At 56.4% G+C, this 24,287-nt stretch carries 19 protein-coding genes, 1 tRNA gene and 1 riboswitch; of the genes, 8 read left to right on the top strand and 12 right to left on the bottom strand.

Annotated features, from left to right (window positions below; all coding sequences use genetic code 11):
• Position 1: 1 nt before the first annotated feature.
• From rfbD to GbCGDNIH8_RS00490, 6 genes are all read right to left on the bottom strand, one after another.
• Complete coding sequence (gene rfbD / locus GbCGDNIH8_RS00515) at positions 2–907, bottom strand: dTDP-4-dehydrorhamnose reductase (protein ID WP_172822864.1); 906 nt, start codon at positions 905–907, stop codon at positions 2–4.
• Positions 904–1,470, bottom strand: a complete 567-nt coding sequence (rfbC, locus tag GbCGDNIH8_RS00510; protein WP_072562473.1) for a dTDP-4-dehydrorhamnose 3,5-epimerase — start codon at positions 1,468–1,470, stop codon at positions 904–906. Before rfbC ends, rfbD begins: the two co-directional genes overlap by 4 nt.
• Positions 1,471–1,522: 52 nt before the next feature.
• A complete protein-coding gene (gene rfbA, locus GbCGDNIH8_RS00505) occupies positions 1,523–2,398 on the bottom strand; it encodes a glucose-1-phosphate thymidylyltransferase RfbA (RefSeq protein ID WP_072571691.1) in 876 nt (291 codons plus the stop codon).
• 3 nt (positions 2,399–2,401) lie between these two features.
• The gene (gene rfbB / locus GbCGDNIH8_RS00500) at positions 2,402–3,451 is read right to left on the bottom strand and encodes a dTDP-glucose 4,6-dehydratase (protein WP_072571690.1); all 1,050 of its coding nucleotides are present in this window, start codon (positions 3,449–3,451) and stop codon (positions 2,402–2,404) included.
• 323 nt (positions 3,452–3,774) lie between these two features.
• Positions 3,775–4,449 (bottom strand): RluA family pseudouridine synthase, encoded by a 675-nt coding sequence (locus tag GbCGDNIH8_RS00495; RefSeq protein ID WP_072571689.1) that lies wholly within the window; start codon positions 4,447–4,449, stop codon positions 3,775–3,777.
• Positions 4,446–4,916, bottom strand: coding sequence for a PH domain-containing protein (locus GbCGDNIH8_RS00490; protein ID WP_072571688.1), 471 nt, complete (start codon positions 4,914–4,916; stop codon positions 4,446–4,448). The genes GbCGDNIH8_RS00495 and GbCGDNIH8_RS00490 overlap by 4 nt, the downstream gene beginning before the upstream one ends.
• A gap of 75 nt (positions 4,917–4,991) precedes the next feature.
• Here GbCGDNIH8_RS00490 and GbCGDNIH8_RS00485 point away from each other — a divergent pair, with 75 nt between their 5' ends.
• From GbCGDNIH8_RS00485 to GbCGDNIH8_RS00470, 4 genes are all read left to right on the top strand, one after another.
• Positions 4,992–6,020 (top strand): zinc-dependent alcohol dehydrogenase family protein, encoded by a 1,029-nt coding sequence (locus tag GbCGDNIH8_RS00485; protein ID WP_072571687.1) that lies wholly within the window; start codon positions 4,992–4,994, stop codon positions 6,018–6,020.
• 121 nt (positions 6,021–6,141) lie between these two features.
• Positions 6,142–7,059: a cation diffusion facilitator family transporter gene (locus GbCGDNIH8_RS00480; RefSeq protein WP_072571686.1), complete on the top strand. Its 918-nt coding sequence runs from the start codon at positions 6,142–6,144 to the stop codon at positions 7,057–7,059.
• Positions 7,060–7,186: 127 nt separating this feature from the next.
• On the top strand, positions 7,187–7,966 hold the full coding sequence (locus GbCGDNIH8_RS00475; RefSeq protein WP_072571685.1) for an energy transducer TonB: 780 nt from the start codon (positions 7,187–7,189) through the stop codon (positions 7,964–7,966).
• Between the two features lie 27 nt (positions 7,967–7,993).
• The gene (locus tag GbCGDNIH8_RS00470) at positions 7,994–8,569 is read left to right on the top strand and encodes a cob(I)yrinic acid a,c-diamide adenosyltransferase (protein ID WP_072571684.1); all 576 of its coding nucleotides are present in this window, start codon (positions 7,994–7,996) and stop codon (positions 8,567–8,569) included.
• A gap of 108 nt (positions 8,570–8,677) precedes the next feature.
• Here GbCGDNIH8_RS00470 and GbCGDNIH8_RS00465 read toward each other — a convergent pair whose 3' ends face one another.
• Entirely contained in the window at positions 8,678–14,512 is a 5,835-nt protein-coding gene (locus GbCGDNIH8_RS00465; protein WP_072612668.1) for a Hint domain-containing protein, read from the bottom strand.
• 655 nt (positions 14,513–15,167) lie between these two features.
• Here GbCGDNIH8_RS00465 and GbCGDNIH8_RS00460 point away from each other — a divergent pair.
• Positions 15,168–16,025 carry an SDR family oxidoreductase gene (locus GbCGDNIH8_RS00460; RefSeq protein ID WP_072571682.1) on the top strand — a complete coding sequence of 286 codons (858 nt, stop codon included), beginning with the start codon at positions 15,168–15,170 and terminating at the stop codon, positions 16,023–16,025.
• A gap of 473 nt (positions 16,026–16,498) precedes the next feature.
• Here GbCGDNIH8_RS00460 and GbCGDNIH8_RS00455 read toward each other — a convergent pair whose 3' ends face one another.
• Both GbCGDNIH8_RS00455 and GbCGDNIH8_RS00450 read right to left on the bottom strand, forming a co-directional pair.
• Positions 16,499–17,008, bottom strand: coding sequence for a YciE/YciF ferroxidase family protein (locus tag GbCGDNIH8_RS00455; protein ID WP_072573470.1), 510 nt, complete (start codon positions 17,006–17,008; stop codon positions 16,499–16,501).
• A gap of 978 nt (positions 17,009–17,986) precedes the next feature.
• Positions 17,987–18,060, bottom strand: a tRNA-Gly gene (locus GbCGDNIH8_RS00450).
• A 56-nt stretch (positions 18,061–18,116) separates the two neighbouring features.
• Positions 18,117–18,196, top strand: a riboswitch (SAM riboswitch).
• Positions 18,197–18,247: 51 nt separating this feature from the next.
• Between GbCGDNIH8_RS00450 and metZ the strand changes: the two genes are divergently transcribed.
• From metZ to folE, 3 genes are all read left to right on the top strand, one after another.
• Positions 18,248–19,453 carry an O-succinylhomoserine sulfhydrylase gene (metZ, locus tag GbCGDNIH8_RS00445; RefSeq protein WP_072573469.1) on the top strand — a complete coding sequence of 402 codons (1,206 nt, stop codon included), beginning with the start codon at positions 18,248–18,250 and terminating at the stop codon, positions 19,451–19,453.
• A gap of 129 nt (positions 19,454–19,582) precedes the next feature.
• Positions 19,583–19,993, top strand: a complete 411-nt coding sequence (apaG, locus tag GbCGDNIH8_RS00440) for a Co2+/Mg2+ efflux protein ApaG (protein WP_072571681.1) — start codon at positions 19,583–19,585, stop codon at positions 19,991–19,993.
• A gap of 135 nt (positions 19,994–20,128) precedes the next feature.
• Positions 20,129–20,782 (top strand): GTP cyclohydrolase I FolE, encoded by a 654-nt coding sequence (gene folE / locus GbCGDNIH8_RS00435; protein ID WP_072571680.1) that lies wholly within the window; start codon positions 20,129–20,131, stop codon positions 20,780–20,782.
• A 90-nt stretch (positions 20,783–20,872) separates the two neighbouring features.
• On the opposite strand, the gene choV is transcribed toward folE, so the two are convergent.
• From choV to GbCGDNIH8_RS00420, 3 genes are read right to left on the bottom strand one after another with little or no spacing between them, the layout of a single operon-like run.
• Positions 20,873–22,141, bottom strand: a complete 1,269-nt coding sequence (gene choV / locus GbCGDNIH8_RS00430; RefSeq protein WP_081368753.1) for a choline ABC transporter ATP-binding protein — start codon at positions 22,139–22,141, stop codon at positions 20,873–20,875.
• A complete protein-coding gene (choW, locus tag GbCGDNIH8_RS00425; protein ID WP_072571678.1) occupies positions 22,138–22,989 on the bottom strand; it encodes a choline ABC transporter permease subunit in 852 nt (283 codons plus the stop codon). Before choW ends, choV begins: the two co-directional genes overlap by 4 nt.
• A 19-nt stretch (positions 22,990–23,008) precedes the next feature.
• Positions 23,009–23,962 carry a choline ABC transporter substrate-binding protein gene (locus GbCGDNIH8_RS00420; RefSeq protein WP_072573468.1) on the bottom strand — a complete coding sequence of 318 codons (954 nt, stop codon included), beginning with the start codon at positions 23,960–23,962 and terminating at the stop codon, positions 23,009–23,011.
• Positions 23,963–24,287 lie beyond the last annotated feature (325 nt).

The following is a 24,287-nucleotide window of genomic DNA, read 5'->3' as shown; positions in this document are numbered from 1 at the left end:
GTCAGCCCGGCGCGCCTTCCGTGCTGAGTTGATCGACGATAAGGGCGATGCTGCCCTGCCAGTCCGGCATACGCACCCCGAACACCGTTTCCAGTCGCGTGCAGTCCAGGCGGGAATCAGCCGGGCGACGGGCAGGGGTTGGCCAGTCAGACGTCCTGATCGGATGCACGGCAGGACGGGGAGCGCCATGCTTCGCCGCCTGTTCGAACACTGCTTCCGCCAGCCCATGCCAGGTGGTGGCCCCGGTTCCCGCTGCATGGGTCGGGCCGAAATAGTTGTCGTTCCAGCCTTTTTCCAGCTTCTTCGCGATGTCGAGAATGGCTTCCGCCAGATCGGCGGCGCTGGTGGGATTGCCCTGCTGATCGGCCACCACCCGCAACGTGTCGGTTTTGCGGGCGGCATTCAGCATCGTTTTCACGAAATTCCTGCCGGTATGGGACACGACCCACGCGGTACGCAGCACGATGGCCTGACGGCAGGTTGCCAGCACCGCATCCTCCCCCGCCAGCTTGGTCCGGCCATAGACACCGGTCGGGTTGGTTGGGTCGGTCTCCACATACGGCGCGCCTTTGCTGCCGTCGAACACGTAATCGGTGGAAATGTGAATCAGCGGAATCCCCGCCACCGCGCATAGCTCGGCCAGACGGGCGGGACCGTCGCGATTGGCCCGCTCCGCCGCCGCAACATCACTCTCCGCCACATCAACCGCCGTATAGGCCGCCGCATTGACCACCAGAGAAGGCGCAACTTCACGAAACACGGTTTCAATCGAGTCGGGACGGTCGAAATCGAATTCCGGCCGCCCCACCCGCCGGATGGAAACACCACGTGCCTTCGCGGCTTCCTCAACCGCAAGGGCAACCTGACCGCTGCCGCCCGTCACCAGAATAGGGCCGCCCATGCTCACTGCTCCCCGTAGGTGAACCAGCCTTTTGCCGCCGAGAAAGGTGGCAACTGGAGATCTTTCTCGGACGTCACAACCTCTTCCGGCGCAACAGGCCAGGGCAGGTTCAGTTCCGCATCGTTCCAGATCACACCACGCTCGGCGGATTTATCGTAATCACCGGTAACCTTGTAGATTACCTCCGTATCCGGCTGGAGCGTGCAGAAAGCATGCAGGAAGCCGCCAGGAACCCAGAGCTGCTGCCAGTTCTCCGCCGACAATTCCGCCGCCACCCACTGGCCGTAGGTAGGGGAGCCAGTGCGCGCATCCACAGCGACATCCCAGATCGCTCCCCGCACGCAGCGGACCAGCTTGCCCTGCACATTCGGCGCCACCTGACAATGCAGGCCGCGAATGGTGCCGCGCTGGGCAGACAGGCTGTGATTGTCCTGAACGAAAGTTCCGGCGATCCCGCCTTCAGCGTATTTGCGATGCTGATAGGTCTCGGAGAAAAATCCCCGATTATCGCCGAACCGGTCCGGCGTCACCAAAATCACCTCAGGGATAGCCAGCCGTTCGAATTTCATCGCGCACCTGAATTATGTCGGTCTTTCGAAAGTCTACAGATGGACAGAGCGCTTACTGCGCCCCTTCCGCCAACTCGACCAGCAAACGGCCCAGCTCGGTTTTCGCAAGCAGTCGCGCCTGCGCCTTCAGCTGATCCGCATCGATAAAGCCCATCCGGAAGGCGACCTCCTCCGGGCAGCCCACCAGCAGACCCTGCCGATCCTGAATGGTCTGCACGAAGGTCGCGGCATGCAGCAGGGAGTCGCAGGTCCCTGCATCAAGCCAGGCGCAACCCCGCCCCAGACGCTCCACATGCAGCGTGTGGTTTTCTAGATACATCCGATTGATATCGGTGATTTCCAGCTCTCCGCGGGGTGAGGGCTTCACCGCCGCCGCGTATTCCGACACTTTTTCGTCATAGAAATACAGACCGGTGACCGCCCAGTTCGATTGCGGCGCCGCCGGTTTTTCTACGATTTCCAGCGCCCGCCCGGCATCATCGAACGATACCACGCCGTAGCGCTCCGGATCCCGCACACGATAGGCGAATACCGTCGCCCCTTCCGGACGGCTGGCAGCGGCACGCAGCATCACCGACAGATGATCGGCGAAAATGAGATTATCGCCGAGCGCCAGCGCACAGGCCTGACCTTCCAGCCAGTCCCGCCCGATCAGGAATGCCTGCGCCAGACCTTCAGGCTTGGGCTGCACGGCATAGCTGAACTTGACTCCGAACCGCTCCCCCGTGCCCAGCAGGCGCTGGAACTGCGGCAAATCCTCCGGGGTCGAGATGATCAGGATATCGCGTATCCCCGCCAGCATCAGCGTGGACAGCGGATAATAGATCATCGGCTTGTCATAAACCGGCAGCAATTGCTTGCTGGCAGCCAGGGTCATCGGGTGCAGGCGTGTGCCGGAACCACCGGCGAGAATAATGCCTTTTTTCATGACTCAGCCCGCCGTTCCCAGACGCTGGCCGGCATAACGGCCACTGCGAATCCCTTCCCACCACGCCCGATGATCCAGATACCATTGCACGGTACGGCGGATGCCTTTTTCGAAATCATGCGGCGCTTTCCAGTCCAGCGCGGCCTCTGCACGGGAGGGATCGATCTCATACCGGAAATCATGGCCGGGCCGATCCGTCACGAACCGGATCAGGCGTTCACGCTTTCCGCCCACATCAGGGACCAGTTCATCCAGCACGGCACAGATGGTGCGCACGACCTCCAGATTACTACGCGGCTGACGGGCACCGATCGCGTATGTGCCGCCCGGTTCGCCCCGCTCCAGTGTCCGGACCAATGCCTCGGCATGGTCGTCCACATAAAGCCAGTCACGCTGGTTGGAACCATCGCCGTACACCGGCAGCTCCTTCCCTTCCAGCGCATTCAGCGTCACCAGCGGGATCAGCTTTTCCGGGAACTGCCAGGGGCCGTAATTATTGGTGGTGTTGGAAACAAAGGTCGGCATTCCATAGGTATGATGCCAGGCACGGACCAGATGATCCGACCCCGCCTTGCTCGCCGAATACGGGCTGCGAGGATCATAGGAAGTCGTTTCCGTGAACGGAGGATCGCCATTTTCCAGCGCTCCGAACACCTCATCAGTGGAAATGTGATGGAAGCGACCACCCCCTTCAGGGCGGTGTGCCGCCCAATGTTCACGGGCGGCCTCCAGCATGACGAGTGTGCCAACCACGTTGGTCTGCACAAACTGGGCCGGGCCATCGATGGAGCGGTCAACATGGGATTCCGCCGCCAGATGCATCACTGCATCCGGACGATGCGTTGCGAACACCTGTGCAATGGCCGTTGCATCACAGATATCGGCCTTCACCAGCGTATGGCGAGGATCGGTCAGAGCCTCCTCCAGCGCATCCTCGGAGGCAGCATACGTCATCTTGTCGACGTTCACCACGCTGTGGGCGGTATCACGGATCAGATGCCGTATGACGGCCGAGCCAATAAAGCCGCATCCACCCGTAACCAGAATCCGCATGAAGCCCGCACTCCTGAAAAGCCTTATTTAAACGGTTCTAGTCATTGCAGCCCTGACGGTCCCCGGCAAGCGAGCTTTTGCATTTTTTCATGATCTGAACGCAAACAGTCATGACAGTTCCAAATTTACAGCTCATAATCACTGAATGGTTTAAAAGTCTGACAGGCTTTTTCGTCTCTAGTATTCTTGCGTTTTTCAGAATTTGCATCCGGCGCCAAATGCTGAAAATCACAGAGTGCTTTGAAAGAGACGGATGTTATTGTAAATGATGTTAATGTTGCAGAGAGAAGGCTTACCAGGAATTACGTAATACTGTCTTACCTTTACGGAAAACTTAATCCGTACCGCCGCATATGCGCCGGCACAGGTGCCCGCACTATTATGACCGGATCCAGGGGCAGACGAATTTCGCATGCCAGCAAACAAAGCGGTGCATCCCTACCGTCGCCATAAACAGGATCCCCCAGAATCGGGCAGCCAAGCAGGGCGCAATGGACACGCAGCTGATGCGTCCGTCCGGTCAAGGGCGACAGTTCCAGCCAGCTAAGACCATGCTGCTGCTCCATGACACGCCATGATGTGGAGGCTGACTGACCCTGTGCGTCCTCCACCATACGCCAGCGCCCGCGCCCGGCTTCTCCACTCTCGCTACGACGGCTCAGCTTGCGGTCGATCCGGCCCTCTGCTGCCGGAGGAGCCCCCCGCACCACCGCCCAGTAGCGCTTGCCGGCCTGACCTTTCGTGAACATGGCCTGCGCCTCCAGCAACGGCGTCTTGCGCAGTGCGATGATCAGGCAGCCACTGGTATCCGTATCCAGCCGATGCGCCAGCCATGGCCCCTCCCGTCTGCGGGAAAGCAGGGGAAACCAGTCCTCCACACTCGGGCCGCCCGAAGGACCGGCATGCGCGGGCAGCCCGGCAGGCTTGTTGAGCACCACGAAATGCTGGTCCTGATAGAGAATATCGGGCCCCGCCCGGAGCAAATCCTGGGGTGTCATTCCGCCAGCGCCGCGTTACGCAGATCAAGCGGCCTCGCGACACGGCGGATGGTCTCCATACCGCCACCGGTGCCGCGTAACGTCACATCGCCATAGCCCAGCCAACGGCCCAACAGCCCCTGCTCCACATCCACGGATTCAATCCTGACGACATTGATATCAACGGTACGACGGACCAGAACACCCTGCTTGTGGATCACGCGACGATCCGTCACCACGATTTCCGTACCGAAACGCCTCCACCACGCCTTCAGCGCGGCATACAGGCCGAGTATCATAAGAACCAGACCGCCCCCCAGCGCGAGCGTACGCACACCCTGACTCTCCACTGCTCCGGCCAAGGTGCCCGACAGAAGTGGAGCCGCCATGATACAGACTATGGCCCGTGCATAGATCACCCAGTGCAAGCGGGTGACGAACAGCACATATTCGTCATCCTGCAGAATTGACCTGACATAAGTCGCCATTATCCGGCCCGCCTGCCATACTGCCCGATTGCCATACCGTCCCCTGCATGTCACCGCGAGAATCGGAGACGTCTTATGAAGCTATACCGCCTGCCCGGCCCGCACGGAATTGTCCCTCAGGGCGTTGACAGCCTTTACATGACCGAGGCTCCGGAACCGAAACCACGTCGAGGACAGGTACTGGTACGGCTGCGGGCGGCCTCCCTGAACTATCGTGATCTTCTGGTCGCACGCGGACAGTATTCGCTCAGTCCGGTACCGCCTGATCTGATCCCCCTCTCCGACGGGGCGGGCGAGGTCGTTGAAACCGGGGAGGATGTCACCCGCTTTCAGCCCGGCGACCGGGTAGCCGCCTGCTTTTTCCAGAGCTGGCATGATGGCCCGATCACCGAACGGGATAGGGCCAGCGCACTCGGAGGCGCCATTCACGGCGTGCTGACGGAATATGCGGTGTTCGAACAGGATGGGCTGGTGCGCATCCCGGACCAACTCTCCTGGGAAGAAGCAGCCTGTCTGCCCTGTGCGGCTGTAACGGCATGGCACGCCCTGTTCAGCGGCACGCCCGTTCAACCGGGCCAGACCGTCCTGACGCAGGGCACCGGGGGTGTCTCCATCTTTGCGATCCAGTTTGCCAAAGCCGCTGGTGCGCGCGTGATTGCCACCTCCTCCTCTGACAAAAAGCTGTCGCGCGCACAGGCTCTGGGGGCCGATGAAGGCATTAATTACCTCAGCCGGCCCGACTGGCATAAGGCCGCAACTGCCCTGACCGGAGGTCTCGGCGTCGATCACGTTGTGGAAGTCGGTGGCTCCGGCACGCTGCCGCAATCCATCCGCGCCACACGGCTGGGCGGGCAGATCCATCTGATTGGGGTGCTCACCGGTCAGAACGAGATCAATCCTCTGCCCCTGATGGCCCGGTCCCAGACCCTGCGCGGCATCTATGTCGGCTCCCGCGCGATGTTCGAGGCGATGAACCTCGCTATCAGCCAACACCGGATCAGGCCCGTGATCGACCGCGTCTTTCCTTTTGCCGAGGCAGTGGCAGCCTATCGCCATCTGGAAAGCGCCACCCATCTGGGCAAGGTCGTCATCCGCCTTGATTGAACAGCCGCCGCCGGTCACGCCCTCCCCTGCGTCAAGGTTGCACCCGCCACCTGTCCGCGATCGTTGATACAGAACAGAGGCGTCTGCTAAGGCGCTGCCCAAGGAGCAGGGGAAGCAGCTGATGGATCAGGCGGCGCATAACGAGGCTTCAAGCCGCCGGACGAAAATGGTCGCCTCTGGCACCATCGTGATCGGGATTGTCGTCCTGAGTCTGAAACTGCTCGCCTGGCGCATGACGAACAGCACGGCACTGTTTTCCGATGCCGTGGAAAGCATCGTGAATGTCGCCGCCTCCCTGATGGCCTTCGCGGCGCTGGTCTATGCACAGCGCCCGGCCGACGACAACCATCCCTATGGTCACGGCAAGATCGAATTCTTCGCGGCGGTTGGGGAAGGGGCACTGATTCTAGTCGCAGCCATGGCCATTTTTCAGGAAGCCTGGCAAGCGCTTCAGCAACCACGGAGTCTGGATGCTCCGTTTTCCGGCATAGCCCTGAACGGTGCCGCCACCCTGCTCAACGGCCTGTGGGGCTGGGTATTGATGAAAACGGCACGACGCACCCACTCTCCTTCGCTGAAGGCGGATGCCTCCCACCTGTTGAGTGACGTGGTCTCCTCCTCCGGTGTGGTGGCCGGATTGCTGGGGGCATGGCTGCTGGGGCAGCCGATTCTCGATCCTCTGTTGGCCGGACTGGTAGCCATCTATATCCTTTGGTCCGGCTTTCGACTGATCAGGGAATCAGTCGGAGGATTGATGGACGAGGCCCCCACCCCGGATGTGCTGGAGCGCATCCGATCCGTCGTCAGCCTGCATGCGGAAGGCGCGCTGGAAGCCCATGACCTGCGCACAAGACGCTCGGGACAGAGGACATTCCTCCAGTTTCACCTCGTTGTACCGGGCGATATGACGGTTTCCGAGGCGCACACCATATGCGACAAGGTGGAGGCCGCACTTCAGGCGGAAATCGCGCATCTGGTTACCACGATTCATGTCGAACCTGACAGCAAGGCAAAGCATAACGGCATCCTCGTCCTTTAGGACGGGGGCCTCATCGTCCTTTAGGACGGGGGCCTCATCGTCCTTTAGGACGGGGGCCTCATCGTCCTTTAGGAGGGAGGAATCGTCATTCTTTAGGCTGGGGACATCATCATCCTTCAGGACAAGGATGGGCTGGGCGCTGCTGGCCGGGCTGCTGCTGCATCTGCTGCTGCTCGCGGCCCTGACTGCGCCGGAATGGCTGCCGGCCGGCTGGATGGCTGCACTGGATCAGACACCGAAAACGCCCCCTTCACAGGCCCAGATTGAAATGGTGGTGCAGGACACGCCCAGCGTCGGCGATACCGCCCAGAAGGCTGGCGGTGCTCCACAACCCCCACCTCAACAGACATCGGATAAAACGGCTCCCGCGGCTCCGCCGCCTCCCCCTTTGGCAATGCCGCAGGCTGATCTGGCCGGTGATGTTCCAGAACCTCCTGCTGCCGTACAGGCCCCTTCCCCCAAGGATGCGCTGAAACAGCCTCAGAAAACCGCCAGCGCCCCTCCCTCCGCAACGCCGCCCCCGTCTTCATCCCCATCTTCGTCGCCATCATGGGAACAAACCGATCTCGGCAGCACAGAAGTCCGGCTGGGTGATCCTGACAGCGGTACCGGAATCGTGACAGGGCCGGTCATTCCTGCAAAACCGGATGCGAAGTTCCACAACAAACCCCCGGCCTATCCACGTGAAGCCGCGTTGAGGGGAGAACATGGTACGGTCGATACCATCATCCACATTCAACCGGATGGTTCGGTTGGAGAGGTCGAGATCGTCTCCAGCTCCGGTTACGCGATGCTGGATGTAGCAACCTTACAGGCCCTGAAGAAATGGCGGTTCCATCCTGCCATGCAGGATGGTCACCCTATTGCCGCCATTTTCCCTTTTTCCGTCAATTTCGTGACGCATTGAAGCCTGTATAAGCAAGGGAGAACGACCATGAGCATTAGAATAGACCGGGTCACGACACGCGGCGGTGATGGCGGCATGACCTCGCTCGCCGATGGCAGCCGCCTGCCAAAAGACGCAGCCAGAATCGAGGCTCTTGGCGCGGTCGATGAACTCAACGCCGTGCTGGGCGTGCTGGCGCTGCATGTGCCGGAAGCAGAGCGCACCATCTTGCAGATTATCCAGAATGATCTGTTCGACCTTGGAGCTGTGCTATGTTTTCCTTCACCCGAGAACAATGCATCCCCCGCACGAGGCATAGGCGAAGACGCAGTCACCAGACTGGACACATGGTCCACGGACTGGAACCAGAGCCTGTCTCCTCTTCGCAGTTTTATCCTGCCGGGTGGTACAGAGGGGGCAGCTCATGCTCATCTCGCCCGCACGGTGGCCAGACGGGCTGAACGGCGGGTCATGAGTCTCACCAGAACCGAGACCGTGGATGGAGACATCATCCGCTATCTCAACCGTCTTTCCGATCTTCTTTTTATTCTGGCGCGCCGCCTGAACGCAGGCACTGATATTCTGTGGCAGCCGGGCGATCGACCACAGAAAACAGGTTTGTAAAAAACAGGCAAAAAGAAAACAGGCTGACCAGACAATCAGCCTGTTTCAGAAAGATCAGCAGGGCCGAACATGATAGCCACTCTTTTCTGTTGATCTGATCACACAGGATCAGGCACTCAGACTGACTGTATTCTGACGATTTACCTGTGCCATGATTTTCTGCCGGATACTTTCCAGCATCATTCCATCGATGACACGCCGAGCACAGTAGCGTGCAGTAACAACACCGTTCCGCTTTCTGAAAGGTTTCCTGATCTGCGAGGCCACCTCACCAGCGTAGGTGTGCGCATTGTGGAACATGTTCCGGTTGTTGTCCTCCACATAGGTTTCGGAGGCAGCACCCTCGGCCAACACCACATCATGCGTATCCAGCTCGATATGCACGTAGCTCAATGTCTCCACATGCTGTTCCTGAATGATGGAGACACCGTTCACCAGACGCCCCGCCGGAACCAGAACACCCTCAATGAACATCGCATGCAGCGGCGACACCAGCAGGTCACGCTTCGGCAGAACCCCGTCCAAAGCTCCCTGCCGGATACGAACCGGCAGCACATCCTGACGACCCTGAATGAAGCGACCGTTGTAGCTCCGGCGCCCAAGCCAGCGGATCGGACGAACCGCCCCACTCGCCGTGATCACGTTGTCACCGATCTTCAGATATTCAACCGGAACTTCGCCACGATCCGTCAGGATCAGCGTGCCATGCACATAGCAGGGTGTGCCGTCATCATAGATCGTCACGCCGTTTGCGCCTGAAGACTGATAAATCGTCGCGCGGTTGCTGCCTGACGCCTGACGTATCTTGTAGTTCTGATCATACGCGTTGGGGTCAAGCTTGATCGAATAATACTGGGTCTTTGTCCCGTCACTGGCCACATGAGACAGTATCAGAAAGACATTCCCGCCATTGTCCACCACATTCGCCACATCGGAAGCCTGATAGGCCAATCCGGTCAGGGTGATGGATTGACCATTGCCAAAATTGGCAACGGTTGCAGCCAATGCCGTGCCCGGCGTGCTGATGATGATATTTCCTGAGGCAGTACCGGCAGAGCTGGTTCCACCCATGGTGATGGTATTGGATGCATCCAGCGTCTGCGAGATCGTCAACGTGCCGGTCGTCTGCATCAGGATATTAGTGTTGGTCAGCGTATCGGCCAACACCCAGCCATTACCCTTCACGTTGATGGTCTGGAAGCCGGTATATTGTGTACCAAACCCGCTCAGCGTGGTGCCAGCGCCATCCAGCTCCAGCACGTTGCCAGTACCAGCCGCGCTAACCTGACCAGTTATACTGCTGCTGCCGCTGATGGCCAGACGGCTGTTTCCAGCCGAAAAAACAATCGCTTTGGCATTGCTTCCACCAGCATCAATCGTGCCGGTATTGATGACGGTTCCTCCTGCAGCCAGATTGATTCCTACCCCAAGAGATCCAGCGGCACTAATAATTCCAGAATTGGTTACCGTCCCGCTCTGATCAAGACGAACACCGACTGCTGACGTATTGACGACACCGATGGAGCCGCTGTTGACAACAACGCCACCTTTGCCAAGGCGCACTGCCGCCAGACTGCCGGCACCCACATCAGTTCCGGTTTCCAGGATAGTGCCAGAATTACTCAGATAATCTGCAGTATCAGCGTTCAGATAAACACCGTAAGTGGCCGCTGAAGTCCCGCCATGATCAATGATCAGGCCATGATTGATAACAGTGCCCGAGAAAATCGAACCAGACGCATACAGGTTGGTGACCTCAACCCCACAACCATTCCCGGAGATCGTGCCACCACCAAGGTTCGTGATGGCGCCGCCAACACCAAAAAACACCCCGATACCGCTATCACCAGATGCAATGACAGTACCGCTATTAACCAGAACGCCTGTGTAATTGTTGGCACCAAGCTGCACACCAACACCATTGGGACCATCGGCAATAACAGTACCAGCATTATTGACTGTGCCGCCGCCGTATATGCCAATCCCTGGGAAATTACCCTTGATCAATCCGCCTGCGGTATTCGTAATAACGTTCCCGCCACCAAGCAGGTACAAACCACCCATATTGCTGTTCGTCGACAGGATCGTTCCGGAATTCACCACGGTGAGACCGGTCCCGTCTATGCCATCCTCGGCAGAACTGATGAGACCAGAGTTGAGGATGACCGCACCGCTGCCCGCACTGATACCACCCGCAGCATCACCACCCGCAGTATTGATCAGCGTGCCTGCATTATTGATCGTCACGCGATCGCCAGAAGCAGCAGAAACAGCATACGCGTTCATGCCGGCAGAGATGATACCGCCAGCAGCGTTGCTCACCGTCCCGCTGCCCGACAGCACAATCCCCGCGCCTTCACCACTATTGCCAATACTGCCAGCATTGAGGATGAAAGCATTGGTACCGGAAGCAGATACAACCGCACTGCTATTATCGGCCAGGATCACCGCATCTGCCGCATTCGTCAGCGTAGCGGCATTGGTATTCAGCGTTATGCCACTATCCGCACTCAACGTGCCGGCATTCACCAGCTGGCTGAAAAGACCCGTCCCCTGCATCGTCCAGATCGCACCGGAATCAATCGAACCACGCTGGAAACCAATGAACTGATCAATGTTCAGAGTGCCAGTTGAGCTCCCCGACAGAAGCTCAAGAGTATTCGTGCCGGCGCTGTTCGCCACCGCCAAACCGCTCATCGACGCGTTGACACCAACCTGCAGCAGGTTTGCAGCCGTACCGTTCAACGCAATTGCCGTGCCGGTTGCAGACACCGTGCCAGAATTGGTTACCGTCCCGCTCTGATCAAGACGAACACCGACTGCTGACGTATTGACGACACCGATGGAGCCGCTGTTGACAACAACGCCACCTTTGCCAAGGCGCACAGCCGCCACACTGCCGGCACCAGCATCAGTTCCGGTTTCCAGGATAGTGCCAGAATTACTCAGATAATCTGCAGTATCAGCGTTCAGATAAACACCGTAAGCGGCCGCTGAAGTCCCGCCATGATCAATGATCAGGCCATGATTGATAACAGTGCCCGAGAAAATCGAACCAGACGCATACAGGTTGGTGACCTCAACCCCACAACCATTCCCGGAGATCGTGCCACCACCAAGGTTCGTGATGGCGCCGCCAACACCAAAAAACACCCCGATACCGCTGTCACCAGATGCAATGACAGTACCGCTATTAACCAGAACGCCTGTGTAATTGTTGGCACCAAGCTGCACACCAACACCATTGGGACCATCGGCAATAACAGTACCAGCATTATTGACTGTGCCGCCGCCGTATATGCCAATCCCTGGGAAATTACCCTTGATCAATCCGCCTGCGGTATTCGTAATAATGTTCCCGCCACCAAGCAGGTACAAACCACCCATATTGCTGTTCGTCGACAGGATCGTTCCGGAATTCACCACGGTGAGACCGGTCCCGTCTATGCCATCCTCGGCAGAACTGATGAGACCAGAGTTGAGGATGACCGCACCGCTGCCCGCACTGATGCCACCCGCAGCATCACCACCCGCAGTATTGATCAGCGTGCCTGCATTATTGATCGTCACGCGATCGCCAGAAGCAGCAGAAACAGCATACGCGTTCATGCCGGCAGAGATGATACCGCCAGCAGCGTTGCTCACCGTCCCGCTGCCCGACAGCACAATCCCCGCGCCTTCACCACTATTGCCAATACTGCCAGCATTGAGGATGAAAGCATTGGTACCGGAAGCAGATACAACCGCACTGCTATTATCGGCCAGGATCACCGCATCTGCCGCATTCGTCAGCGTAGCGGCATTGGTATTCAGCGTTATGCCACTATCCGCACTCAACGTGCCGGCATTCACCAGCTGGCTGAAAAGACCCGTCCCCTGCATCGTCCAGATCGCACCGGAATCAATCGAACCACGCTGGAAACCAATGAACTGATCAATGTTCAGAGTGCCAGTTGAGCTCCCCGACAGAAGCTCAAGAGTATTCGTGCCGGCGCTGTTCGCCACCGCCAAACCGCTCATCGACGCGTTGACACCAACCTGCAGCAGGTTTTCAGCCGTACCGTTCAACGCAATTGCCGTGCCGGTTGCAGACACCGTGCCAAAATTGGTTACCGTCCCGCTCTGATCAAGACGAACACCGACTGCTGACGTATTGACGACACCGATGGAGCCGCTGTTGACAACAACGCCACCTTTGCCAAGGCGCACAGCCGCCAGACTGCCGGCACCAGCATCAGTTCCGGTTTCCAGGATAGTGCCAGAATTACTCAGATAATCTGCAGTATCAGCGTTCAGATAAACACCGTAAGCGGCCGCTGAAGTCCCGCCATGATCAATGATCAGGCCATGATTGATAACAGTGCCCGAGAAAATCGAACCAGACGCATACAGGTTGGTGACCTCAACCCCACAACCATTCCCGGAGATCGTGCCACCACCAAGGTTCGTGATGGCACCGCCAACACCAAAAAACACCCCGATACCGCTGTCACCAGATGCAATGACAGTACCGCTATTAACCAGAACGCCTGTGTAATTGTTGGCACCAAGCTGCACACCAACACCATTGGAACCATCGGCAATAACAGTACCAGCATTATTGACTGTGCCGCCGCCGTATATGCCAATCCCTGGGAAATTACCCTTGATCAATCCGCCTGCGGTATTCGTAATAACGTTCCCGCCACCAAGCAGGTACAAACCACCCATATTGCTGTTCGTCGACAGGATCGTTCCGGAATTCACCACGGTGAGACCGGTCCCGTCTATGCCATCCTCGGCAGAACTGATGAGACCAGAGTTGAGGATGACCGCACCGCTGCCCGCACTGATGCCACCCGCAGCATCACCACCCGCAGTATTGATCAGCGTGCCTGCATTATTGATCGTCACGCGATCGCCAGAAGCAGCAGAAACAGCATACGCGTTCATGCCGGCAGAGATGATACCGCCAGCAGCGTTGCTCACCGTCCCGCTGCCCGACAGCGCAATGCCCGCGCCTTCACCACTATTACCAATGCTGCCAGCATTGAGGATGAAAGCATTGGTACCGGAAGCAGATACAACCGCACTGCTATTATCGGCCAGGATCACCGCATCTGCCGCATTCGTCAGCGTAGCGGCATTGGTATTCAGCGTTATGCCACTATCCGCACTCAACGTGCCGGCATTCACCAGCTGGCTGAAAAGACCCGTCCCCTGCATCGTCCAGATCGCACCGGAATCAATCGAACCACGCTGGAAACCAATGAACTGATCAATGTTCAGAGTGCCAGTTGAGCTCCCCGACAGAAGTTCAAGAGTATTTCTACCCAAAGAATTCGCAGCTGCCGTACCAATAATTTGAGAATGCACACCCATTTGCAGCAGATTCGTACCTGCACCCGCCATATAGATGGCAGCACCATTCATACCATTACTAGCATCTGCTGTACCGGCCGCCGAGACAGTACCAAAATTGGTTATGGTCCCACCGTAGTAAATACGAATACCAAAAGCAGAACCATTTCCACCGATAAATCCAGAATTGAGAATACTACCACCTGAAACAATATTGACAGCAGCGCGCTGAGCATTGTTGTCAACAATATTGCCAGTTTCCAGAATAGTGCCGGTATTCTGGAGATAGTTAAATCCAGGCGTGTTAGCATCGCCCATATAGATGCCGAAAGCCGAGTCCTGCTCAGGGGCCCCTCCAGTGGTACCGCCTTGATCAGTGATCAGCCCATCATTGATAATAGTCCCTGTCGGAGCATTGAAGGAAATACCTTTATAGGTGCCCGAAATCATCCCGCCTGAATGATTGATGATTGCACCGCCACCCAACATCCGTACAGCAGTGCCTTGCGGGCCAATGGATTGAATAGTCCCTGTATTATCAATGGTCGCACCAATGCTGATATCGAGACCAGCATCATATCCACTGATAAGGCCGCCGGACATATTGGTGAGAGAACTGCTCCCGGCGAGGCTGATTCCCTCAGAAGAACCCTCAATAACGCCTCTGTTGCTGATTGCCCAACTATAGTTAGTCAACGAGCTTTGAATTCCAATGCCATTCGTGTTCGCAACCCTAACACGAGTGTCAATTATAATTGGATTGGAATAATCAGCTGTGTTGAGAATAACACCAGAAACTGTAGAAGTGAGAGTTGTCATATCATCAATTGGTTAAAAATAATTCAGGAATTTGTAGGCAAACATTCATTCTGACTTAGCAACGCTTTAAAATGCGCCGGTATCCCTATCAAAAAATTTATGCAAAATGTAGCAAAATTTTCAAAATATGCCATTTTTAATGTTAAATTCATTAACTCGATAAAATTCCAATTTCTGACACACGCCACGAAATCTCTGTCATCGCCTCCAGGCAGAGGAAAGTAGGAGGAAGGCTGTAACAATTGTTTGACACCTCATGGAATGAATGGTGCCTTTTCCCGAAAAATTTTCAATTAACAAAACTATCCTGATCTTTCCGTGTTAACTGAACTGGTCCGTCGCGTGCCATCCGTCATGGATGGCTCACGGCATACACAGTGTCGGCCCCTTTATATTCAAATTTATGGCCGGACTTATTCTCACCTCCATGGAGAGACCAATGACCGGAAACAGCCAAGACTCATTTGCCGTACAGACGCAGGAACCACCGGGTCGGACTGATGCCATGCAGCCAAAACCCGACCACGGTGAAACCACCTACAAAGGTTCGGGACGACTAGCCGGTAAAAAAGCCCTGATTACAGGAGGAGATTCCGGAATTGGTCGAGCAGTCGCGATTGCCTTCGCACGCGAGGGAGCGGATGTCGCCATTTCCTACTATAACGAACATGATGATGCGAAAGAAACAGCATCATGGGTGGAGCAGGCCGGGCGCAAGGCACTCTTACTCTCTGGTGATGTGGCAGACAGGCAGCATTGCCTCACGTTGATTCAGAGGACGGTGGATGAGTTAGGCGGCATTGACATTCTTGTCAACAACGCTGCCCATCAGAAAAGCATCGAAAAACTCGATGACATTGATGAAACTGAGTGGGACACTACGTTCCGCACTAATATCTATAGTATGTTCTTTCTTTCACAGGCCGCGGTAGCACATATGAAACCGGGCTCCTCCATTATCAACACCACCTCGATCAATGCAGATTCTCCATCTGCTCATCTGCTGGCATATGCAACAACCAAGGGTGCCATTGCAAATTTCACAGCAGGTCTTGGAGAACTCCTTGCTGCACAGGGTATCCGTGTCAATGCTGTGGCCCCCGGGCCAATCTGGACGCCGCTGATCCCCTCGACAATGCCTCCAGAAGCCGTGCGGACATTCGGGCAGAATACACCGATGGGACGAGCAGGACAGCCGGCTGAGGTTGCTCCACCTTATGTTCTGCTGGCATCTGACGAAGCGAGTTATATCACCGCTGCCATTATCCCTGTCACTGGCGGCAGACCCATGCTGTAAATCAGCATGCATGTCTCATACTACCACCATACCTCCTGTAACAAACAAATAAATCACGAAAGCATTTGTATAGTAGGGCAAAAGTAAAATCCTCTATCAGCGCATTCCCAAACCGGTTGTACAAAGACAACCGAAAATGTGGCGGCTTTGAAAGCGTAGATCGTATCACCCTCCTGCGTACAATGCTTTCCCTATCAGAAGAATTTTTATTTTGGGTGAGACCTGAATGGGGGCTATTTACCAGCCCGTTGAATTCCGTGATGGATGACAGAACTCAAGCCAGTATTTGGCTTATGGTCTGTTTCAGGCCTTGTATGAAGGTTTTATGAAGGCGCAATGAAACCTGTTGGAATGGCAATTTTAGCTTTCCTTTATTCGTTCACTCCGTCGTTGGCTTTTTCTATAAACTGGCGCTGTCAAACTGGCTATTGACAAAATTTCCTACAGCGCCAGTTGTTTTTCTTCTTTACATACTATTTCGTTGGCTGGGAATTGGCCCGTTGATTGCTAAGCTTATTGGCAATTTCGGTAAGCAGGGAATCAGTCCTCTTTTCTTCTTCTAGCGTTTTATCTAACAATTCCTCTGCTTCAGAAAGACCAAGATTAGCTGCCCATGTTTTTAGCGTGCCATAGCGGGTAATTTCATAATGCTCAATTGCCTGAGCAGTGCCAATCAACACTGCGTCGGAAGAATCTGATCCACCAAATTCTTCCAAATCCTCCTCCATCTCGGCAAGGATACCTTGTATTGCTTCACAAGTTTTGGAGCGTGGGGACTTACCGATAAGCTCGAAGATCTGATTGAGACGCTCTATTTGCTGCATCGACTCACCTCGATGCGTTTCAAAGGCTCTCTGCAACTCTGCTTCCTGCGCTACTTGCTCGGATTTTTTGAGCGCCTTTACAATCTGCTTTTCAGCAAAATAGACATCTTTCAGCGTTTCATAAAACGCATCAGACAAAGTCTTTTCCTTTGTCGGCATGATTTTCTCCATTTCGCTTTTTCGATTTAAATCGTAACGGCGGCCAAACTCTGCCCCGATTGCACCTGCTTTCTCACCAGAGAGAAACAGGGCCCGCGACTCCTAACAACCCCGTCCGAGCGAAGTTTCGTCGCGGCAACCCTTTAGTTTCCATTCCCTGAAACGGGAATCCAAAAAATGCTGTATATGTAACTATCCTGCTTGTGGCAGGCATCTTTTCCTTCTTATATCTTTGATTATTTTCATAAAATCATGTCAGCTTCTGGAATATTTTTACATTGTGCACGTCTTTTGTCCGGCGATGATACAGATCGACTGCCTTGTGTGACTTCCAGGTAAATTGCGGCAAAACCGTTGCAAAGGAATCTGGACCATGAGCAAGACACTCCATTCAGACATGCATGCCCTGCACAACGTGAAATGATAAGGACGTTTCTGGCCCGTCACAGCACACAAACCGGCACTGCAAGACAATAAGCTTAATCCTGCCGCCAAAGCAGAACGCCAGAACCATGCAGGATAGGGTCAAAACGGCGCTGGACAAAAACCGAACCCTGATCCTGGGGTCACAGACTCTGCCTGGCTTCCAGTGTTGGGTCGCCTTTCAGGATCGGCGAACCGGATTCCATTTTCGGCAACATGGTGTTGGAACAGTTCGGGTACCAACAGCGAATTTGCGACAGTCATGGAATCTCTGGTGGCCCGGTAATGCTGGACCCACGGCCCCTGCAATGGCCACTGCTCGGCACATCTGCAAAAATATAGCTGACCAGCGCCACAGCAGGACCAATCCTAGTGAAGGCACCTGTGCAGGCTCAGCAATCATCGCCTTCTTTTCCCGCGGAACATCTCGTAAGCACGATGCTCATTGGAGAAAGCGCTTGCCACGTCCCTGAAACAGTCTTTGGAACACCAGAACAGATTATGGCGGCAACGGCCGCCCCGGCGCACACATGCTATTGATTTATCAGGAAATTTTGGAGCGGGTGAAGGGAATCGAACCCTCGTATGCAGCTTGGGAAGCTGCCGTTCTACCATTGAACTACACCCGCCTCTGTCTTTCCTATACGGCGGAGACGTTGACGACGCAATCCGGTGGGCATTAAGAAGTCTCCTCCCTCGCGATTTGTCCGGCCAGCTTGCGGCGAGGTTAAATAATCGCGCTAAAGAGGCCTGGGGAGCGTTGTTCGCACCCCTATGGCTGTCGAGGCCGGGCCAATGAAGGAGGCCCGCAAGGTCATGACACAGTTCAAAAAGCAGTCTGGATCTCATCCCGCATGGCGTCCCGCCACCACCCTTGTGCATGGCGGCACCGAGCGCAGCCATTTCGGGGAAACGGCGGAGGTTCCTTTCCTCAGCTCCGGCTTTGTCTATGACAGCGCAGAGCAGGCCGAAAACACCTTTCTGGGCACCGAGCAGCATTATCAGTACTCCCGCTTCGGCAACCCGACCATTTCCGTGCTGGAAAAACGTCTGACACTGCTGGAAGGCGCTGAGGCCTGCCGGGTCACAGCCAGCGGTATGGCCGCGGTCAATGCAGCCCTGCTGAGCCATCTGAAAGCCGGTGACAGGGTTGTCGCCAGCCGTGCCCTGTTCGGCTCCTGCTACTGGATTGTCGCCAATCTCCTGCCTCGTTTCGGGATCGAGGCCGTGTTCGTCGATGGCGGAGACCTCGATCAATGGCGCGATGCGCTGGCCACACCGACACAGCTGGTTCTGCTGGAGACCCCCTCCAATCCCATGCTGGATGTGCTTGACCTGCGGGCCATTGCCGATCTGGCCCATGCATCCGGCGCCATCGTTGTGGTGGATAATGTCTTTGCCACGCCATTGCTGCAAAAGCCGCTGGAGCTGGGGGCAGATGTCGTCGTCTATTCCCTGACCAAGCACGCGGATGGACAGGGGCGCGTGCTGGGGGGGGCTGTGCTCGGCAGCAATGACTGGGTGGAAAACGTGTTGCAGCCGTTCACCCGCAATACCGGCCCTACCCTGTCCGCTTTCAATGCATGGGTGATCACGAAGGGGCTGGAAACGCTGTCACTGCGTGTCCATGCAGCCTCCGCTTCCGCTGCTCGCGTGGCGGATTTTCTGGCCACCCGTCGGGAGGTGGCACGGGTGCTCTATCCGTTCCGCGAGGATCACCCGCAAAGCACATTGGCCCGACAGCAGATGAGCGCGGGCGGCACGCTGGTCACCGCCGATCTGGGAGATAAGGAAACCGCCTTCCGGGTGCTGAACAGGCTGCAACTGATTGCGATCTCCAACAATCTGGGCGACAGCAAATCTCTCGTTACCCATCCGGCCACCACAACCCACATGCGGATCGGAGAGGCAGAACGGGCCCGGCTGGGAATCGGGGAGGGCGTCATCCGCCTTTCTGTCGGACTGGAGGATGCAGAGGATCTGTGCGCCGATCTGGCTCAGGCCCTGGACGGGGCTGCATGAAAGCCCACCGCGCCTAGCGAGCAGGCCGGATTGTGCCGCCCCAATCCGGCCTGCCGCCATTGCGATCAGAGGCAAGCCTCCTCATTCTATAGGCATGTCTGCAAGCACCACACGATTGATGATCCACTCATGAGCGATGACAACGCCTATGTCTGCGTGACCCGGCACATCCGCGTGACTGTGCAGCCAATCTATCTGGCCGATCAGTCCCGCCCTGATGACCACCATTTCGTATGGGCCTATCGGGTATGTATTGCCAACGAGGGTTCTTCCACGGTTCAACTGCTCCAGCGTACCTGGCACATCACCAATGCGCTGGGCCATACCCAGCATATTCATGGTGACGGCGTGGTAGGAGAACAGCCTGTGCTGGAACCCGGGGAAGAATTCAATTATACTTCCGGCACGCCTCTCGATACGCCCTCAGGCTTTATGCACGGAACGTATCATATGATCGAAACATCCTCCGGTGAGGCCTTCGATACCACCATTCCGGCCTTCAGCCTCGACAGCCCCCATCAGAACACAAAGCTGCATTGATATGACTGCCTGACTGAAAGCCCCGTTCCGCATCTTCCGGCATTGGCGTAACGCCCTCATCATCCCATAAACGATCATGACCGCGTGTCATCGCGGTGCCGACATCCCCTGCCCTTCCGCAAGAGGACTACCGAGTTGACCGATGCGCCTTCGCTCCGCCCCTCTGATCTCCCTGCCGAGACGGACAGGCCGGAGACCAGTCGCCCGAGCCGCCAGGAAGCCGAACAGGCTGTACGTACCCTGCTGCGTTGGACCTGTGATGATCCAGACCGCGAAGGGCTTCAGGAAACTCCTTCCCGCGTGGTTCGTGCGTATGAGGAGTGGTTTGCAGGCTATCACGATGATCCGGTGAAAGTGCTGGAACGGACATTCTCGGAAACCGAGGGATATGATGAGATCATCCTGCTTCGGGGTATCCGTATCGAGAGCTTCTGCGAACATCACATGGCTCCGATCATCGGCCGTGCCCATGTTGCCTATCTGCCGCGCCATCGCGTCGTGGGCATCAGCAAACTGGCGCGGGTGGTGGAGGCTTTCTCCAAGCGCCTGCAAATTCAGGAAAAGCTGACCGCCCAGATCGCCAATACGATCGACTCAGTTCTTCAGCCGCACGGCGTGGCCGTTATCGTCGAGGCTGCGCATCAATGCATGACGACTCGTGGCGTACACAAGACCGGCGTCAGCATGGTCACCAGCCGCATGCTGGGTGTGTTCCGCACCAATCCCGAAACACGGCGGGAGTTGATGGCAATGATCAATAATCCGGTCCAGCCCAGCGCCCTCGGCTGATCGCGCGCACCAATCCCGAACATAAAACGGGCCCCCTGATAGTCATCAGGGGGCCCGTTTTATGTTGAAAGAAGCCACGGATCAGGCAGATCAGACCAGTTCCGGCAGGACGCCCTGATTGCTGCGTCGCTCCAGCCCACTGAACGCCTTGAGAATTTCACCATCATCGCACACACCCCGCAGATGGCCCTGATCCACCAGCAGCACGGGATAACCGGTTGCCTGACGCAGATTGACGACCATCCGCAGCCCGGCCGACAGCGGCACAGCCGCGATTCCTTGCGGTACCTGTCCATCATTCTCCGGATCGAAGGACTCAATCTCGTGGACGGGAACCTGGACGTCATTCAACGAAGCAGAGAGAATGACATCGCCCCCACCCAATGCGACTTTCAAAGTGCGGGCGCCATCCAGCAGCACTCCATCGCCTTCCCGCGCGAATGTCGAGAGCGGCCGCATCAGCGTCTCGGCACACAGCACATTCAGCGGGTTCATGTGCCGAACGAATTCCTCGACATAATGGTCAGCAGGACGCAGGACGATATCCTCCGGCGTACCGGTCTGCACGATTCGACCACCTTCCATGATTGTGATGTGATTACCAAGCTTCAGTGCCTCATCCAGATCATGACTGACGAACACAATGGTCTTTTTGACGCGGCTTTGCAGCTGAAGCAGCTCATCCTGCAATTTGGCGCGGATCAGCGGATCCAACGCGCTGAACGGCTCATCCATCAGCAGGATATCAGCATCGGTGGCAAAGGCGCGGGCCAGCCCCACACGCTGCTGCATACCGCCGGACAGTTCATGGGCATAGCGATCAGCCCATGCGCTCAGACCCACCAGTTCCAGCTTCTCATCCACCACCACCCGGCGATCGGCAGTGGAAACACCACGTAGTTCCAGACCGATGCCGACATTTTCCCGCACTGTGCGCCAGGGCAACAAAGCGAATTGCTGAAAGACCATTGCTACCCGTTCCATACGGGCCTGACGAAGTGTTTTGGCATCGCAACTGGCAATATCGATCACGTCGTTATCGCCATGACGCAGCAGGACGGAGCCGCGGGTTACCTTGTTCAAACCATTGGCGGCGCGCAGCAGGGTAGACTTGCCGGAACCCGACAAACCCATCAACACACTGATTTCACCGTGACCGACCTTCAGATTAGCCCCTGCGACACCGACGACAACCCCGGTGCGTTCCAGAATATCTGCCCGGCTGACACCGGAATCGACCAAACCGATCGCCTCGCGCCGGGTTTGCGTCGATCCGCCGAAAAGGATGTCAACATCCCGAAACTCGACGGCCGGAACGGAAACAGCATCCAGGCTGTCCTGTTTATCGCTGCTCATCATGATTGATCCTCAGACGGGCGGAACACACGGTCCAGCATAATGGCCAGCAGCACAATCGCCAGCCCGGCTTCAAACCCGGTATCCACACGCACCGTATTGAGTGCCCGCACGACCGGCACACCAAGACCGCCGGCACCCACCAGCGCCGCGATCACCACCATGGACAGACTGAGCATGATGCACTGGGTCAGACCGGCCAGAATCATGGTCTTCGCCCCCGGCAATTCCACTTTCCACAGCAATTGCCACCGTGTTGCGCCAAACGCTTCACCGGCCTCGATCAACGGTCTCGGCACGGAGGAAATGCCCAGCTGCGTCAGACGGATTGGAGCCGGCAGTGCGAAAATCACTGTGGAAATCAAACCTGGCACCGCCCCCAGCCCGAACAGAACCAGAGTCGGAATCAGATAAACGAATGTCGGCAGGGTCTGCATCAGATCCAGCACCGGCCGCATCCCCTGCGCCAACCATGGGCGATGCGCCGCCGCAATACCCAGCGGCACCCCGATCAGGGTGGAGACCAGCGCGGAACTCAGGACCAGCGCCAGAGTCTGCATCGTCTCATCCCAATAGCCCTGATTCAGAATGAAAAGCAGGGCCGCTGCAGTGAACACGGCAATGGAAACAGATCGTCGCATCACATAGGCCAGCACCGCCAGCAGCACGATCATCAGCGGACCGGGCACACTCAACAGCAGAGAAGAAAAGCCATTGATAACAGCACTGACCGCGATAGAGATCGCGTCAAACAGGCCCTGACTATGCTGCTTTAACAGGTCGATCAGACGGGCAATCCATGCGCCGACAGGAATTTTCCTGTCGCTGATCCAGTCGGTAATCCATTCCATCGCCGCGTTTCCTTACTGATCAGTCGCCCAGTTTGGCCTTGACGGCTTCCCAGCCCGGCGAACCATCATAAGTCGTAACGCCATCCAGCCATGTTTTGACAGTGTCGGGATTGCTGCGGAGCCAGGCTTTCGCAGCCTTCGGTGGATCGACATGATGATTCATGATCGCATCCATCATTTTATTCTCACCATCCAGTGAGAAATGCATATTGTGCAGCAGCTTCCCGACATTCGGGCATTTTTCTGAATAGCCCTTCCAGGTGTTGGTGAAGATCTCGGCACCACCGTAATTCGGGCCGAATTCCTTGTCACCGCCGGTCAGATATTTGATCTTGTAAAGCGTGTTCATCGGATGAGGCTCCCATCCCAGAAACACGATTGGTTCCTTGTTCCGGATTTTGCGGTCTATTTCCGCCAGCATGCCCTGCTCGCTGCTTTCGACCAGCTTGAACTTGCCGAGATTGTTGGCGTTCCTGTCGATCATTTCCAGGATGTGACGGTTGCCGTCATTGCCCGGCTCGATGCCATAAATCTTGTTGCCCAGCTTGTCGGCGAATTTGCTGATATCGGCGAAATCATGCAGCCCGGCATCATAGAGATACGCGGGCACCGCCAACGTATATTTCGCTCCCGCCAGATTGGGGCCGATAATATCAAGGGACGCTTCATAAGGTTTCCGGTCAGCCGCGCCGGAAGGCATCCAGTTGCCGGTGAAAACATCCAGTTGTTTGTCTGCAAGCGACCGGTATGTAACCGGGAGCGACAGAAGCGCTACATCCGGGCGATAACCAAGATCTTTCAGCAACACCGCCGTAACCGCTGTTGTGGCGGAAACATCCGTCCATCCGATATCGGACAGGCGCACCTTACGACAGGAAGAGGGATCAGCCTGGGCCGCAGTAGTGGCAAACAGGCCAAAACCCACACTGGCCATCAAGACCGCGCGCAAGCGTGCAGTCACGGAATTCCGCATGTTCATTCCTCCATCGATACAAAGGGCAAGACTATCTCCTACCCCGGCCATGAACCGTCGCAATCGCCATGTTCAGCCGGAAGTCTGAATGCCCCCGATCCCCCCAGGGGAAAGAAGCAAGCTTCATCTTCCGTTTCCTCATCAGCCTTCCATTCGCTTATGCAATGGGAGACCCCCTTTTGTTGCAGCCTTTGCCTCCGGTGTGTCGGAAAAATCAGGACTGCTTTATTTTATAGAAGGCGGTTTGTTTTATGATCCGCCCTTACGCCGGACTTCACCATACCCTGGAAACCCGTTCCTTTTATCATTTCAGGAAGATGGCAGG

Origin of the sequence: Granulibacter bethesdensis (genome assembly GCF_001889545.1) — a bacterium.
In the GTDB taxonomy this organism is placed as follows: Bacteria; Pseudomonadota; Alphaproteobacteria; order Acetobacterales; family Acetobacteraceae; genus Granulibacter; species Granulibacter bethesdensis_B.
The sequence above is the reverse complement of the archived record's forward strand: the minus strand, read 5'-3'. Positions and strand labels throughout refer to the sequence as shown.

Excerpts from the sequence above, each read along its gene's own strand:
- rfbC (WP_072562473.1), bottom strand. The coding sequence starts at position 1,470 with ATGAAATTCGAACGGCTGGCTATCCCTGAGGTGATTTTGGTGACGCCG.
- rfbA (WP_072571691.1), bottom strand. The coding sequence starts at position 2,398 with ATGAAAAAAGGCATTATTCTCGCCGGTGGTTCCGGCACACGCCTGCAC.
- rfbB (WP_072571690.1), bottom strand. The coding sequence starts at position 3,451 with ATGCGGATTCTGGTTACGGGTGGATGCGGCTTTATTGGCTCGGCCGTC.
- GbCGDNIH8_RS00495 (WP_072571689.1), bottom strand. The coding sequence starts at position 4,449 with ATGACACCCCAGGATTTGCTCCGGGCGGGGCCCGATATTCTCTATCAG.
- GbCGDNIH8_RS00490 (WP_072571688.1), bottom strand. The coding sequence starts at position 4,916 with ATGGCGACTTATGTCAGGTCAATTCTGCAGGATGACGAATATGTGCTG.
- GbCGDNIH8_RS00485 (WP_072571687.1), top strand. The coding sequence starts at position 4,992 with ATGAAGCTATACCGCCTGCCCGGCCCGCACGGAATTGTCCCTCAGGGC.
- GbCGDNIH8_RS00480 (WP_072571686.1), top strand. The coding sequence starts at position 6,142 with ATGGATCAGGCGGCGCATAACGAGGCTTCAAGCCGCCGGACGAAAATG.
- GbCGDNIH8_RS00475 (WP_072571685.1), top strand. The coding sequence starts at position 7,187 with ATGGGCTGGGCGCTGCTGGCCGGGCTGCTGCTGCATCTGCTGCTGCTC.
- GbCGDNIH8_RS00470 (WP_072571684.1), top strand. The coding sequence starts at position 7,994 with ATGAGCATTAGAATAGACCGGGTCACGACACGCGGCGGTGATGGCGGC.
- GbCGDNIH8_RS00465 (WP_072612668.1), bottom strand. The coding sequence starts at position 14,512 with ATGTCCGGCGGCCTTATCAGTGGATATGATGCTGGTCTCGATATCAGC.
- GbCGDNIH8_RS00460 (WP_072571682.1), top strand. The coding sequence starts at position 15,168 with ATGACCGGAAACAGCCAAGACTCATTTGCCGTACAGACGCAGGAACCA.
- GbCGDNIH8_RS00455 (WP_072573470.1), bottom strand. The coding sequence starts at position 17,008 with ATGCCGACAAAGGAAAAGACTTTGTCTGATGCGTTTTATGAAACGCTG.
- metZ (WP_072573469.1), top strand. The coding sequence starts at position 18,248 with ATGACACAGTTCAAAAAGCAGTCTGGATCTCATCCCGCATGGCGTCCC.
- apaG (WP_072571681.1), top strand. The coding sequence starts at position 19,583 with ATGAGCGATGACAACGCCTATGTCTGCGTGACCCGGCACATCCGCGTG.
- choV (WP_081368753.1), bottom strand. The coding sequence starts at position 22,141 with ATGATGAGCAGCGATAAACAGGACAGCCTGGATGCTGTTTCCGTTCCG.
- choW (WP_072571678.1), bottom strand. The coding sequence starts at position 22,989 with ATGGAATGGATTACCGACTGGATCAGCGACAGGAAAATTCCTGTCGGC.
- GbCGDNIH8_RS00420 (WP_072573468.1), bottom strand. The coding sequence starts at position 23,962 with ATGCGGAATTCCGTGACTGCACGCTTGCGCGCGGTCTTGATGGCCAGT.